Genomic DNA, 13,608 nt, shown 5'->3' on the forward strand with positions numbered 1-13,608 from the left:
TGATGTCCGAGGGGCCCGCTACAGTCCCCACTCGTGAAGATCTTGAAAAGGCCCCTCTCCCGCATACCCTTCGCCGCCCCTGCCCTCTCTCTCGCTCCTCGCCACCGCCCTGGTGTGGATCCAGGCGGGTCCGGCGCGGGCCGCCGGGTACGACGGGCTGCGGTGCGGGGAGCCTCTGCCTGTACACGGAGAGGGACGGGGGCGGCACGCTGCTGCCGTTCGGCGTGGCGGAGAAGCGGCTGGACTACGCCGAGGACCCGGCCCTGCGCGGCAAGGACGTCGTCTCGTTCCATAACCGGACGGCGTACTGGGCCTGTCTGCACGACGAGCCCGACCACGGCGGCGGGCTCCAGGCGGTCGCGCCGGGGCATCTCGGCGGCAACTTGCCGACGGACTCCCAGGAGGTCCGGAAGGTCACGCCCGCCGCTCACAAGTTCGCGAAGTCCAAGTCGGGTTGCTGGACCGGGTTCGAGCGCTGCACGGCCGGGAAGATCTGCCTCTTCGCGGGGCCGAGCGGCCGGGGGCCAGCCGGCGTGACCGTCCAGAACGACGATCTCGGCAACGGGGTCAGGGGCAACCGGGACTACGACACGACGTCCTCCTGGGGGAACAGGGCCGCCTCCGTCTCCAACCGCACCGACAGGGTCGCGTGCTTCTACAAGGACCCCGGCTACACGGGCCTGTGGCAGGGCGCCGGCTCCGAGCGGTTCCGGGCGTTCGTCGTCCGGCCCGGCGACGAGACGACCGTGCCGCCGCCGTACCGGGCGACCTTCAGTTCCCACAAACTGGCCGCCCACGACGGGGCGTGCTGACCGTGGAGACGACGTACAGGGCTCCGCGCCCCACCCAGCTCCGCTTCGCCACCGCGGCCGTGGCCCTGCTCGGGGCGGCCTCCCTCACCCAGGCCCTGCCCCCGGTGGTGTCCGCCGCCTCGGGACCGGCCGACAACTCCGTCGTCTCCCTCCTCGACACCCTCACGCCCCATGAACTCGCGGTGGCGGACTGGGTCACGCGCACCACGGCCGGGGAGTCCGTGGAGCTCCAGCACGGGCGCGCCCACATCACCCAGGTCGCCACCGAGCTCTCCCTGACGTCGTCGGACGGTGCCGGGCGGGAGGTCGACGGGGTCAACCGGTACGCGGGGCGGCTCGGCGCCTGCCGGCAGGGGGCGGACGACCTGGTGATCCCGCACCGGACGGACGCGGCGGGGAAGCCGGTTCTCGACGCGGCCGGGAAACGCACCTATCTCGACGAGTTCGGGCGGGACATCGAGCACAACCGCTACTACTACGAGGACGACAGCGAGATCGCCGTCTTCACCTCGGCGTACGGCGACACCACCCCGGCCGGCGCCCACTCGACCTGGGTGACGGCGGACAACGCGGCGGGCGTCGAAGTCGCCGTCGACGCCCGGGGCGTCGTCGTCGCGGTCGACTCCGTCCTCGGCGGCATGGCGATCCCGCCCGGCGGCAAGGTCTTCCAGGGGATCGGCAACCAGGTGCCCGGCGCCGTCGATCCGCGGCTCGGCCGGGTGGACGCGACCGGCGGCGGGGAGCGCTGGCTCCGCGAGCACGCCCCGCTCGGCACCACGCTCACGTACACGCAGCGGGCGAAGGACGTGCGGTTCGACGAGGAGCTGCCTCTCGACCCGGCGTACCCGTCCATCGACGTCGTCAACGGTACGTACCTCCTGCTGCGCAACGGAAAGCCCCAGGTCGAGCCGGGCGCCAACGCGATCACCGACCCGCGCACCGCCATCGGCACCGACGGCCGGGGCCGCACGCTCCTGGTGACGGTCACGGCGGGGACCCGGGCCGCGCCGCTGCGCGACGGGCTGGGCATGGCCGGCCTGGCCGCCGTCATGCAGGATCTCGGGGCAATCGACGCCCTCAACCTGGACGGCGGCGGTTCGACGACGTTCGTCGTGGACGGGACCGTACGGAACGTGCTGTCGGACGGGACCAGGGAACGCCCGGTGTACGACGCCGTCTACGGGGGTCGCGGAGGGTACGGGCTGCCCGCTCAGTGATCCCGCTCGCGGCCGGACATGCGAGAGGCGGCCCACCGGATGTTCCCGGTGGGCCGCCTCCTACCGCCGGTCGGTTCAGCTGAACCGGGCGTCGGAGAGGGTGGTGGTCACCGTGCCCGCGGTGGAGGAGGTCGTCTCCGCCGCGCCGTCGACCAGGGTGCCGAGTTCGCTGACGTTGTCCAGCGCGCCCAGGCTGATGGGCGGTTCGGCCGCGTGGGCCGTGTCCCCGCCGCCGGGGGGCGGGGAGATCGCGGCGATGACCGCTCCGGTGGCGAGAGTGACGACGGCGAGAACGCTTCGCTTCTTCATGCCGGGTTCAACGGCTCAGCGCCCTGAAAGGGCACGCCCTGAATTTCCGGGGCGCCGTCCTGGGCCCACCTCCCCGTCCGCCGCCCGGACCCCGCCGCCTACCCTGTGCGCATGCTGGTCTACGCCCCCGCGGCGCTCCTCCTCCTCGTCTTCTGCGTGAGCGTGCTCCACGACCGCAGGAAGTTCAGCAACGCCGTCGTCCTCGGGCTTGCCGTGCTCTGCGCCCTGGCCGCCTGGCTGTACGAGCTCATCCGGTCCGAGTCCGCCTCGGGGGTGGTCGCGGCCTGGTCGTTGCTGGTGGTGGGGGCGGTGGCCGTCCTTCTGCTGACGTACTTCCTGTTCGTCAACGGCGTACGGATGCTGCGCAAGGAGGGCAGGAACCCGTCCAACCTGCTCTCGCTGGCCGCCGCCCTCGCCATCGTCGGGGTCGTCGCGCTGCTGGTGGCCGCCGTGGTGGTGCGTACCCCGGTGCTGACCGGGGTCGCGGCGGCCGCCGGTGGGCTGGCGCTCTACTTCTCGTTCCTGTTCCTGTGCTTCGTCTGTTACGCGTTCCTCTACGGGCGGCTGCGGGTCCGCCGCAAGGCCGACTTCGTGGTGGTGCTCGGCTCGGGGCTCATCGGCGGCTCCACCGTGCCGCCGCTGCTGGCGAGCCGGCTGAAGCGGGGGCAGGCCGTGCACGCGCGGCTGGCCAGGCGCGGGGGCTCTCCGGTGCTCATCACCTCGGGCGGTCAGGGGCCCGACGAGGATCTGCCGGAGTCGCACGCCATGGCCGACCACCTGGTGGCCGAGGGGTTTCCGGCCCATCTCATCGAGCGGGAGGACCGGTCGACGACGACGGAGGAGAACCTTCGGTTCAGCAAGGCGATCATGGAGAAGGCGAAGCCCGACTACCGGTGCGTCGTCGTCACGAACAACTACCACGCCTTCCGGGCCGCCCTCACCGCCCGCCGGGTGCGGATCCGGGGGCAGGTGGTGGGCTCGCCCACGGCCGCGTACTTCTGGCCCAACGCCACGCTCCGCGAGTTCGCCGCCGTTCTCGTCGACTACAAGCGGACCAACGTGGTGCTGTGTCTGCTGATCGTGCTCGGTGGGGCGCTCGTCTGGTGGTCGCTGCGATAGCGGCCCGCTAGAAGCCGCCGCCGAAGTCACCGCCGCCGAAGCCTCCGCCGTCTCCCCCGCCGAAGCCGGAGGAGTCGAAGTCGGAGCCGGAGAAGTCGCCGCCGCCCCATTCGCCGCCCGCGCCGCCGCCGAAGTCACCGCCGCCGTACTCGGAGGCGTACGCCGGGGTGGCGAGCATCGAGCCGAGCATGGTGCCGACCAGGAGGCCGGGGAGCAGGCCGCCGCCGAAGTAGCCGCCGGCCCAGGGGCCGTAGGCCGGGCCCGCCTCCCAGTACGGGCGGCGGTTGCCGTCGCCGACGTCGACCGTACGGCTCATGGGGTCCTCGCCCCGGCTGAGCCGGGCCTCGTCCGCGCCGCAGACCGGGACCTCGCGGGACGCGCCGCCGGAGGGGGTCCAGAGCACGTCGGCGACCGAGGGGCCGTGGCGCGGGTCGAAGAAGCAGGGCGGGCGGCGGGCCGGTATCGCCTTGCCGGTGCGGCGGGCCTCCAGGACCGCGAGGGAGTAGCGGCCGTCCTCCAGGGACTGGGTGACTCCGCGGACGTCCGAGGGGTGCCCGGCCTTCTCCATCCTGGTCTTGGCGCTCTCGTAGGAGTCCAGGGCCCGTTCGTAGTCGCCGCGCATGGTGTCGTCGGCGCCCGGTTCGGCGGGGTGGAAGTCCAGGCGTTCCAGCGTTTCGCCGTAGGCGGTGATGTCCTCGTCCACGACGACCCGGAGCTTGTCGAGGGCGGCGCGCTCCTCCTCCGCCTTGCGGCGCTTGTTGCGGCGGGAGAGCGCGAAGGCGCCCGCGCCGCCCGCCGCCACCAGGGCGCCGAGCGTGATCAGGCCGGAGACCGGGGCGCCGGTGTCGTCGGCCGCGCCTCCGCCGCCGGACCAGGAGGCGGGGGCGGTGCCCCGGGCCTGTTCGACGGCTCGGTCCGCGAAGGCGTTGAGCTGGGCCGACGCGTCGGTTTCGGTGGCGGGGTTCTTCACGGATGCAGTGAGGTTGTCGACCGCGCGGACGGGCATGACCTGCGGGTCCGCGCCCGCGTCGAAGCCGTCTCCGAGGCGTATCGCGTAGACGCCGGTGATGCCGGTGTCGTTGCGCAGGGTCTGGAGGAGGCCTTCCTCGGGGAAGGCCTCGGTGTCGGGCAGCACGGCGATGAAGACCGGCTTGTCCGCGTTCTCGATGGTGGCTTCCAGGGCCTTCTCGTCAGCGACGGAGAGCTGATCGCGGGCGCCCGGGTCGACATAGACCGGGTCTTCGCGCAGGGCCTGGGCGGCGTCGGTGATGGTCGCCGCGGGGGCGGCGGACGCGGGGGAGGTCAGGGCGAGAGCAGCTGCCGCGATGATGAGCAGCAGGCCCGCCAGCAGCGCGGGGAAGAGCCTTTTCCTCATACTTAACGCTACTCCAGGCGGGCGACGAACGCCGTCGCCCGCCTGGAGAGCCCGCTACGGAGTGCCCTACGCGGCGCGGTACGCCGTACGCAGCTTGGCCACCGCTCCGGTCAGGTCACCGGTGAGCAGCAGATGGTCCGCCTCCGCGAACGGCTTCGAGACCGCCTGGGTGAACTTCCCGTTGATCTTCTGCTGGACCAGCAGCCGGGCCTGGTCCACGATCGCCTTGCCCGCCGGGGTCTTGCCCAGATGCGCCTTCTCGGCGACCTGGGCGGCGATGGCGAGCGCCGCGAGGGTCAGCTCGCCGCCGGCCGGGGGCTTCTTCAGGGTGGTCAGGCCCCAGCCGTACGGGAACTGCGGGTCGTAGGTCGCATCTCCCACGTTGATGGGAAGCTGTGTCTCCGACTTCGGCCAGGTCACCGGGAGCTGTCCGGTGAAGGCGCGCTTGCCGTAGAGGACGTCGGCGACGCCGTCGCCCTCGGAGCCCGGCAGCCAGGAGGCCACCAGCGCGTTGATCTTCCCGAGCTGGTCACCGATGAGCTGCGGGCGGCCCGAGACGATGAGGACCGCGCACTTCATGGCCGCGCAGACCTTGTCGACCGCCGCCTTGTCGGCGGCCGTCAGCACCAGGTCGTGGCCGTTGCCGACGTCCCCGATGCCTTCGGCGTACGGGGTCTCACCGACGACCACGACACCGACGTCGTAGCCGTCCGTGGCGGCGGAGGCGTCCTTGGAGTAGGTGACGGACTCGGTGGTCCCCGCCGCCTTCTTCATGCCCTCCAGGATCGTGGTGCCCGGGGTGGTCTTCCCGGAGGAGCCCTGCCAGCTGATCGTCCAGCCGCCGGCCTGGTTGCCGATGTCGTCGGCGTTGGACCCGGCGACGTACACCTTCTGGTTGGGCTTGAGCGGGAGGACCGATCCCTCGTTCTTCAGCAGCACCTGGGACTTGGCGACCGCCTCACGGGCCACCGCGCGGTGCTCGGCCGAGCCGACCTTGTCCAGGTGGGTGGTGTCCGCGTACGGCTTCTCGAAGAGGCCCAGGCGGAACTTCTGGGTGAGGATGCGGGAGACCGCGTCGTCGATCCGGGCCTCGCTGATCCGGCCCGCCGCGACCTCGTCCTTCAGCGTCTTCGTGAACTCCTGGTACGCCGTCGGGACCATGATCATGTCGAGTCCGGCGTTGACCGACGTACGGACATCGCTCGGGTAGTCGCCGGGGATCTGGTCGATGGCCTGCCAGTCGCTGATGACGAAGCCCTCGAAGCCCATCCGGTCCTTGAGGACGCCGTTGATCATCTCGGCGTTGGCGTGCATCTTCACCGGGCCCTGGTCGTCGCCCAGGATGTCGAGCGAGGAGTACGACGGCATGATCGTGCCGACGCCCCGCTCGACCGACTCCGCGAACGGCGACAGGTGCACCGCCTCCAGCTCCTGGCGGGTGACCTTGGTGATGCCCTGGTCGATCGTGTACGAGCCGGTGGTGGCGGAGCCGTACTCGGTGCCGCCGTCACCGACGAAGTGCTTGGCGCTGCCGAGCACCTTGTCGTTGCGGTGCAGGTCCTTGCCGGACGGGGCGCCCTGCATGCCCTGGATGACCGTCTCCATGGCCTCGACCAGGGCCGGGTCCTCACCGAACGCCTCGTAGGAGCGGCCCCAGCGCTCGTCGCGCGTGACACAGACGCACGGGGCGAAGTCCCACGGGACGCCGGTGGAGCGCACTTCCTTCGCGGTGATCGCGCCAGTCCGCTCGGCGCTCTTCGGGTCGCGGCCCGCGCCGATGCCGATGTTGTGCGGCATGATCGTCGCGCCGACCACGTTGTTGTGCCCGTGCACCGCGTCCACGCCGTAGATCAGCGGGATCTGGAAGCGGGTGGCCTGGGCGCGCAGCTGGTAGGCGTCGACCATCTTGGCCCAGGCGGCCGCAGTGTTGGGGGTGGGGACCGAGCCGCCGCCGGAGAGCAGCGAGCCGAGGTCGTAGGCGGCGATGTCACCGGGGGCGCGCAGCGCGTTGCGCTCGGCCTGGGTCATCTGGCCGGCCTTCTCGGCGGGCGAGAGGCGGGAGAGCAGGTCCGCGACCCGCTGCTTCACCGGCAACTTGGCGTTCTGGTACGGGAGTCCGTGGGCGTCGATGACGACCTGCGGGTTCTCCTTGGGGGCCTTGGCGCCGGTGACGGTCAGCTCCAGCGGGATCGTCTTCGCCTCGGCGGGCTTGGACGCCTTCGCCGTGCGGACGGTGACCTTGTGCGTGGTGCCGGACGCGGTGCCCGCGGGGAAGGTGTGGCTGCCGGTGACCGGGGTGTAGTCCTTGTCCGCGACCGCCGTGCCGCCCTTGGTGGCGTACGTGACGGTGACAGGCTCCTCGGTGGGGACGGAGCCGGTGGTGGCGACGGAGAGCGTGAGGTCGGCGCTGCTGCCGTTCTTCACCGGGCGGACGGCCGTGTCGGTGACCACGCTCGCGGTCAGCGCCGGATCGGCCTTGCCGTACAGCTCGACGGCGTCGAGGGCGAAGGTGCCGGGCGCGCCGCCGGGCAGGGTGAGGGCGTAGCCCCACATCTCGTTCAGGCCGAGGATCTGGTCGATGCCGCCGACGGGCTGGTAGTCGGCCCGGTAGACGAAGTCCGCGAACGGGATCTCGACCAGCTGCCAGCCTTCCCAGTCGTCGGTGAAGGAGGTGGTCCACAGCTCGGAGGCGCCGCCGTTCGCGCCGCCGTCCTTGATCTCGAAATGGATCCGCTTGCCCGAACCGGGCGGCAGGGGCGCGGTGTTCTGGCCGTACCACCAGAAGCGGATGCCCTTGTGCGCGGTCCAGTTCCGGGGCGGGGTGTCCACGGCGAACTCGTGGCTGAATCCGCCGTACGCGCTGATGTCGTAGCTGCCTTCGAGGACCTGCTTGCCCTCGGGGGCGTCGGCGCGCTCGGCGAGCTTCAGCTGCGGGTGGTCGTCCGCGTCGCCGCCCCAGGTGAAGACGGCGTCGGCGGGCGGGTTGTTGCCGAGCGGCACCTCACCCTCGAAGCGGTCGACGAGGACGGGTGCCGGGTCGTCGTCGGCGGCCTGGCTGGGCGCGGCTCCGGCGAGCAGGGTGGCCAGGACCGCGGCGGCGGCCAGGGCGGCCGTGGCGGGTCTGCTTCTGCCCTTGCGGGGGCGGAGATGCGGGGTGCGGGGCATTGGGAGCGCTCTCTTCTGGGGGTCGGGTTTCCGGGGTTTCCGAAGTGTCGGCGGGTCGGAGGGGTCGGCGCGCTAGGCGGTGTCGTCCCGGGTGAGCCGGATCGTGTCGCGATACCACTTGGCGCTGTCCTTGAGCGTGCGGGTCTGGGTGTCGTAGTCGACGCGGACGATGCCGAACCGCTTGTCGTAGCCGTAGGCCCACTCGAAGTTGTCCATCAGCGACCAGGCGAAGTAGCCCCGGACGTCGGCCCCTTCGGCGCGGGCGGCGACGACGGCGTCGATGTGGTCGGCGAGGTAGGCGGTGCGGTCGGCGTCGGGGACCGAGCCGTCGGCGGCCACCGTGTCGTCGAAGGCGGCGCCGTTCTCGGTGATGACGGTCGGGAGTCCGTAGTCCCGCTCCAACCGGACCAGAAGGTCCGTGAGTTCGGTCGGGGTGATCTCCCAGTCCATGGCCGTACGCGGCAGATCGCGCTCCACCACCCGGACCACGGGCAGCCCTTCGGCGTCGGCCGGCGATCCGTCCTCGGTGACACCGGAGAACTGCATGCCCCGGTAGAAGTTGACGCCGAGGACATCCAGGGGCGTGGAGATGGCGGCCAGGTCGCCTTCCTGGACGGGGAGTTCGATGTTCTGGGCGGCCAGGTCCGCGACGACGTCCTCGGGGTAGCGGCCGTGGACGATCGGGTCCAGGTAGAGGCGGGTGCCCATGCCGTCGGCGCGGCGGCACGCCTCCCGGTCGGCCTCGCTCGGGGTCTCCGGGGTTGCGGTGCCCAGGTTGAGGGTGATGCCCAGCTCCAGGGGGTTGCTCCCCGCCGCCTCCCGCATCGCCCCCGCCGCCAGGCCGTGGCCCAGGAGCAGGTGGTGGACGGCGTGCATGGACGCGCCGAGGTCCTTGCGGCCGGGGGCGTGGAGTCCGTACGCGTAACCGAGCATCGCCGAGCACCAGGGCTCGTTGAGCGTGGTCCAGTGCTCGACCCGGTCGCCGAGGGCCTCGTACGCGAGGGAGGCGTACTCCGCGAACCGCAGGGCGGTGTCCCGTGCGGGCCAGCCGCCCGCGTCCTCCAGCTCCTGCGGCAGGTCCCAGTGGTAGAGGGTGATCCAGGGGGTGACTCCCCGCCCCTGGAGCTCGTCGACCAGCCGCTTGTAGAAGTCGAGCCCCTTCGCGTTGGCCGGGCCCCGGCCGCCCGGCTGGATGCGGGGCCAGGCGAGCGAGAAGCGGTACGTGTCGACGCCGAGGCCCGCGATCAGCTCCACGTCCTCGGGCATCCGGTGGTAGTGGTCGCAGGCCACATCCCCGTTCTCGCCGCCCTCGACGGCACCGGGCACCCGGCAGAAGGTGTCCCAGATGGAGGGGGTGCGGCCGTCCTCGGCGGCGGCTCCCTCGATCTGGTAGGAGGAGGTGGCGACGCCCCAGCGGAAGCCGGCCGGGAGCCCGCGTACCGCGGTGGGACGGAGGATTCGCTGCGGGGTGGTGGCGAGGTTCATCCGGTCTCCGTACGTAGGGAGGGGCCCGGTCGGGTGGGCCTGGTCGGGTGGGCCTGGTCAGACGTGCAGGTGGCAGGCGACCGTGCGGCGGTCGTCGGCGGGCCCTTGCGCCGCGGCCGGTGCGGCCAGCAGCGGGACCCGTACGTCGCACGGCTCGAACGCCTTGCCGCAGCGCGGGTGGAAGGCGCAGCCGGTGGGCATCGCGGACAGGTGCGGGGGCGAGCCGGGGATGCCGGTCAGCTCGCGGCGGGGGCCGTGGAGCGCGGGGAAGGAGTGGAGCAGCCCGTCGCTGTAGGGGTGGCGGGGGTCGCGGTAGATCTCCGCCGCGCCCGCCTCCTCCACGATGCGGCCCCCGTACATGATCGCGATCCGGTCCGAGAATTCGATCAGGAGCGAGATGTCGTGGGTGATGAACACGACCGAGAAGTTGAGCTGTTCCCTCAACTGCACGAGACGCCGCAGGATCTGGCGCTGCATCACGACGTCGAGCGCGGTCGTCGGCTCGTCCATGATGACGATCTCGGGCTCCAGGGCGAGCGCCATCGCGATCATCACGCGCTGGCGCATCCCGCCGGAGAGCTGGTGCGGGTAGGCGGCGAGCCGGTCGGCGGAGATCCCGACGAGGCTGAGCAACTCCTTCGCCCGGTCCGTGCGTCGGGCCTTCTTCAGGTCGGGCCGGTGGGCCTTCAGCACATCGGTGAGCTGGCTGTGGACGGTGTGCACCGGGTTGAGGGAGTTCATCGCCCCCTGGAACACGATGGACAGCTCCTGCCAGCGGAAGGCGCGCAGCTGCTCCGGGGAGAGGGAGAGGATGTCGAGGCGGTCGCCGCCCGGCCGGTGGTAGTGGACGTCTCCCCCGGTGATCACCCCGGGCGGCTGGAGCAGCCGGGTCACGGCGTAGGCGAGGGTCGACTTCCCGGACCCCGACTCCCCTGCCAGGCCGAGGACTTCGCCCCGGTGGAGGGTGAGGTCGATGTCCCGCAGGGCGTGCACGGCCCGCTCGTCGGTGCCGTAGTCGACGTTCAGTCCACTGATGGTGAGGACCGGCTCGGCGCTCATGTGCGCGGCTCCTTGCTGCTGTTCTTGCGGTGGGCTTCACCGGGGGACTTCCGGGCCACGGGGGTGAAGCCGACGCGCATCTTCACCTTCCGGGAGGAGCCGGTGGCGGTGCGCAGCCGCGGGTTGACGAACTCGTCGATGCCGAAGTTGATGAGGGCGAGCGCGGTGCCCAGCAGGGCGATGCAGAGGCCGGCCGGGACGAACCACCACCACGCTCCCTGGGCGAGGGCCTGGTTGGACTGGGCCCAGAAGAGGACCGTGCCCCAGTTCCAGTGCGAGATGTCCGCGACCCCGATGAAGGCGAGGGTGATCTCGGTGAGGACGGCGAAGATGACCGTGCCGACGAAGCCGGAGGCGATCACGGCGGTGAGGTTCGGCATGATCTCGAAGAGGATGATCCGCCAGGTCGACTCGCCGGTGGCGCGGGCGGCCTCCACGTAGTCGCGGCGGCGCAGCGACAGCGTCTGGGCGCGCAGGATGCGTGATCCCCAGGCCCAGGAGGTCAGGGCGATGGCGAAGGCGATGAGCAGGTCGCCGGTGTCCGGGACGAAGCTCGCGACGATGATGATCAGCGGGAGGCCGGGCAGCACCAGGAAGATGTTGGCGAGCGCGGAGAGGATCTCGTCGATGGCTCCGCCGATGAATCCGGCGGTGACCCCGATGAGGACGGAGAGCACGGTGGCGATGACCGCCGCGACGAACCCGACGATCAGGACCCCGCGGGTGCCGACGAGGATCTGGGAGAAGACGTCCTGCCCGGTGTGGGTGGTGCCGAACCAGTGCTCCCCGGACGGGGGTTGCAGGAGCTGGTCGCTCATCGCGTCGGGGTCGTACGGGGCGATCCACGGGCCGATGACGGCCAGCAGGACGAAGAACGCGAGCATGAGCAGCCCGGTACGGGTCTTGCCCCCGCGCAGGAACCGGAGCCGGGCCCGGCGGGTGGGCGCCTCGGGTGCGGGCGCGCCGTCCAGGACGGCGACATCGGTGGCGGTGATGGACACGAGGTCTACGCCTCCTTCCGGGTGCGGGGGTCGAGGGCGGCGTAGACGAGGTCGGCCAGCAGGTTCGCGGCCAGGACGGAGAGCGTGATGATCAGGAAGACGCCCTGCATCAGCGGGTAGTCCTTGGCGCCGACGGCCTGCAGCAGCTGGAAGCCGATGCCCGGGTAGGTGAAGACCATCTCGACCAGCAGCGTGCCGCCGACGATGAAGCCCAGGGAGAGGGCGAAGCCGGAGATGTTGGGGAGGACCGCGTTGCGGGCCGCGTAGCCGAACATGACGCGCCGCTCGGAGAGCCCCTTGGCCTGCGCGACCATCACGTAGTCCTCGGAGGAGACGGTGACCATCATGTTCCGCATACCGAGGATCCAGCCGGCCACGGCGGAGAGCACGATCGTCACGCCGGGGAGGAAGGCGTGGTAGAGCGCGCTGGAGATGAACGGCCAGTCGAAGGCCGGGACGAGGCTGTTGTCGTAACCGCCGGAGTTCGGGAAGAGCGACCACTTCTCGGCGAACAGGGCGATGGCGATGAGGCCGAGCCAGAAGTAGGGGATGGAGGAGATGAAGGTGGTGACGGGCAGCAGTCCGTCCAGCCACGAGCCGCGCTTCCAGCCGCTGTAGACGCCGATGCCGGTGCCGAGGACGAAGCTGAGCAGGGTCGTGACGCCGACCAGGGCGAGCGTCCACGGCAAGGACTGGACGATCACCTCGCTGACCGGGGTCGGGAAGAAGGTGAAGGAGAGGCCGAGGTCGCCGTCGAGGAGGTGGGCCCAGTAGTCGGTGTACTGCTGCCAGAGCGACTGCTGCTTGTCGAGACCGAAGAGGGCCTTGAGCGAGTCGATGGCCTTGGTGTCGAGCTGCCCCTGGTAGCGGCTGAGCAGCGCCTGGACGGGGTCGCCGGGCATCAGGCGCGGGATGAGGAAGTTGATGGTGATGGCGGCCCAGGCGGTGACGGCGTAGAACGCGAGCCGTTGGAGGAGGTACTTCACCGGGAGGCCTCCTTGGCTGCCGTGACCGCGTTCACGTTCGTGCCCTCGTACAGCCAGCAGGCCGCCCACTGTCCGTCCGCCAGGTCGAAGCGCGGCGGGAGTTCGGTGCGGCAGCGCTCCATGGCCTTCGGGCAGCGGGGGTGGAAGCGGCAGCCGGATGGCGGGGCGATGAGGGAGGGTGGCTCGCCGGTGCCGGTCTCCTCCTGTTCCTCCTGGGCGACGATCCGGTCGGGGTCGGGCGCGGAGGCGATGAGGAGCTGGGTGTAGGGGTGGGCGGGGCGCTGGGTGACGGTCTCGCTGTCACCGCCCTCGACGATCCTCCCCGCGTACATCACCAGGGTGGTGTCCGCGAAGTAGCGGGCGGAGGCGATGTCATGGGTGATGTAGAGGATCGCCAGGTGCAGGCGCTCCTTCAGGTCCCGCAGCAGGTTGAGGACGCCGAGCCGGATCGACACGTCGAGCATCGAGACCGGTTCGTCGGCGAGGAGGACCTGCGGGTCGGCGCCGAGCGCGCGGGCGATGGCGACGCGCTGGCGCTGCCCGCCGGAGAGCTCGTGCGGGAACTTGTCCAGGAACTGCTGCGGCGGGGTGAGCTGGACCCGCTTCAGCAGCTCGGCCAGGGCCTGTTCCAGCTCCTCCTTCCCGCTGCCCGCCCGGTCGTGGATCTTCAGGGCGCGGGTCAGGTGGTAGCGCACGGTGTGCACCGGGTTCAGCGAGGCGAACGGGTCCTGGAAGATCAGCTGGACCCGGCGTACGTAGCGGCGGAAGGACCGGCCACGACCGGCCTTCACCGGCGTGCCGCCCAGCCGTATCTCGCCCGAGGTGAGCGGGTAGAGCTGGGCGAGCAGGCGGGCGACGGTGGACTTGCCCGAGCCGGACTCCCCCACCAGGGCCGTGACGGTGCCGCGCCTGAGCTGGAGCGAGACGTCGTCGACGGCGTGGACGCTGCGGCGCTTGCGGGCGAACAGGTCGCGCGCGGTGCGGCGCAGGGGAAAGTGCTTGGTGACCCCGCGCGCTTCCAGCACCACATCGGTGCCGGTGCGCACGGTCTCGGACTGATCGGTGGTCATGGCCGGTTCT

At 71.3% G+C, this 13,608-nt stretch carries 11 protein-coding genes; 3 read left to right on the top strand and 8 right to left on the bottom strand.

Going from position 1 to position 13,608, the window contains the following annotated elements:
- Nucleotides 1-2: 2 nt before the first annotated feature.
- Nucleotides 3-812 (top strand): peptidase inhibitor family I36 protein, encoded by an 810-nt coding sequence (locus ACK8N7_RS09145; RefSeq protein WP_500441832.1) that lies wholly within the window; start codon nucleotides 3-5, stop codon nucleotides 810-812.
- A gap of 2 nt (nucleotides 813-814) precedes the next feature.
- The gene (locus ACK8N7_RS09150) at nucleotides 815-2,029 is read left to right on the top strand and encodes a phosphodiester glycosidase family protein (RefSeq protein WP_500441834.1); all 1,215 of its coding nucleotides are present in this window, start codon (nucleotides 815-817) and stop codon (nucleotides 2,027-2,029) included.
- 75 nt (nucleotides 2,030-2,104) lie between these two features.
- On the opposite strand, the gene ACK8N7_RS09155 is transcribed toward ACK8N7_RS09150, so the two are convergent.
- Nucleotides 2,105-2,338: a hypothetical protein gene (locus ACK8N7_RS09155; protein ID WP_015611603.1), complete on the bottom strand. Its 234-nt coding sequence runs from the start codon at nucleotides 2,336-2,338 to the stop codon at nucleotides 2,105-2,107.
- A gap of 111 nt (nucleotides 2,339-2,449) precedes the next feature.
- On the opposite strand from ACK8N7_RS09155, the gene ACK8N7_RS09160 reads away from it, so the two are divergent.
- On the top strand, nucleotides 2,450-3,457 hold the full coding sequence (locus ACK8N7_RS09160) for a YdcF family protein (protein WP_500441835.1): 1,008 nt from the start codon (nucleotides 2,450-2,452) through the stop codon (nucleotides 3,455-3,457).
- Nucleotides 3,458-3,464: 7 nt separating this feature from the next.
- Here ACK8N7_RS09160 and ACK8N7_RS09165 read toward each other — a convergent pair whose 3' ends face one another.
- From ACK8N7_RS09165 to ACK8N7_RS09195, 7 genes are all read right to left on the bottom strand, one after another.
- Nucleotides 3,465-4,832 (bottom strand): hypothetical protein, encoded by a 1,368-nt coding sequence (locus ACK8N7_RS09165; RefSeq protein WP_500441836.1) that lies wholly within the window; start codon nucleotides 4,830-4,832, stop codon nucleotides 3,465-3,467.
- A 66-nt stretch (nucleotides 4,833-4,898) separates the two neighbouring features.
- The gene (locus ACK8N7_RS09170) at nucleotides 4,899-7,997 is read right to left on the bottom strand and encodes a glycoside hydrolase family 3 N-terminal domain-containing protein (protein WP_500441838.1); all 3,099 of its coding nucleotides are present in this window, start codon (nucleotides 7,995-7,997) and stop codon (nucleotides 4,899-4,901) included.
- Nucleotides 7,998-8,069: 72 nt separating this feature from the next.
- Nucleotides 8,070-9,482 carry a GH1 family beta-glucosidase gene (locus ACK8N7_RS09175; RefSeq protein WP_403214998.1) on the bottom strand — a complete coding sequence of 471 codons (1,413 nt, stop codon included), beginning with the start codon at nucleotides 9,480-9,482 and terminating at the stop codon, nucleotides 8,070-8,072.
- 57 nt (nucleotides 9,483-9,539) lie between these two features.
- Nucleotides 9,540-10,541: an ABC transporter ATP-binding protein gene (locus tag ACK8N7_RS09180; protein ID WP_403214996.1), complete on the bottom strand. Its 1,002-nt coding sequence runs from the start codon at nucleotides 10,539-10,541 to the stop codon at nucleotides 9,540-9,542.
- Nucleotides 10,538-11,542, bottom strand: a complete 1,005-nt coding sequence (locus ACK8N7_RS09185; RefSeq protein WP_403214994.1) for an ABC transporter permease — start codon at nucleotides 11,540-11,542, stop codon at nucleotides 10,538-10,540. The genes ACK8N7_RS09180 and ACK8N7_RS09185 overlap by 4 nt, the downstream gene beginning before the upstream one ends.
- Before the next feature lie 5 nt (nucleotides 11,543-11,547).
- The gene (locus ACK8N7_RS09190) at nucleotides 11,548-12,528 is read right to left on the bottom strand and encodes an ABC transporter permease (protein WP_364495972.1); all 981 of its coding nucleotides are present in this window, start codon (nucleotides 12,526-12,528) and stop codon (nucleotides 11,548-11,550) included.
- The gene (locus tag ACK8N7_RS09195) at nucleotides 12,525-13,598 is read right to left on the bottom strand and encodes an ABC transporter ATP-binding protein (protein ID WP_500441841.1); all 1,074 of its coding nucleotides are present in this window, start codon (nucleotides 13,596-13,598) and stop codon (nucleotides 12,525-12,527) included. Before ACK8N7_RS09195 ends, ACK8N7_RS09190 begins: the two co-directional genes overlap by 4 nt.
- Nucleotides 13,599-13,608: the final 10 nt, after the last annotated feature.

Origin of the sequence: Streptomyces griseobrunneus (assembly GCF_046713465.1) — a bacterium.
GTDB classification, from domain to species: Bacteria; Actinomycetota; Actinomycetes; order Streptomycetales; family Streptomycetaceae; genus Streptomyces; species Streptomyces microflavus.

Coding starts and splice junctions, on each gene's coding strand:
- ACK8N7_RS09145 (WP_500441832.1), top strand. CDS start 3: ATGTCCGAGGGGCCCGCTACAGTCCCCACTCGTGAAGATCTTGAAAAG.
- ACK8N7_RS09155 (WP_015611603.1), bottom strand. CDS start 2,338: ATGAAGAAGCGAAGCGTTCTCGCCGTCGTCACTCTCGCCACCGGAGCG.
- ACK8N7_RS09160 (WP_500441835.1), top strand. CDS start 2,450: ATGCTGGTCTACGCCCCCGCGGCGCTCCTCCTCCTCGTCTTCTGCGTG.
- ACK8N7_RS09165 (WP_500441836.1), bottom strand. CDS start 4,832: ATGAGGAAAAGGCTCTTCCCCGCGCTGCTGGCGGGCCTGCTGCTCATC.
- ACK8N7_RS09170 (WP_500441838.1), bottom strand. CDS start 7,997: ATGCCCCGCACCCCGCATCTCCGCCCCCGCAAGGGCAGAAGCAGACCC.
- ACK8N7_RS09175 (WP_403214998.1), bottom strand. CDS start 9,482: ATGAACCTCGCCACCACCCCGCAGCGAATCCTCCGTCCCACCGCGGTA.
- ACK8N7_RS09180 (WP_403214996.1), bottom strand. CDS start 10,541: ATGAGCGCCGAGCCGGTCCTCACCATCAGTGGACTGAACGTCGACTAC.
- ACK8N7_RS09195 (WP_500441841.1), bottom strand. CDS start 13,598: ATGACCACCGATCAGTCCGAGACCGTGCGCACCGGCACCGATGTGGTG.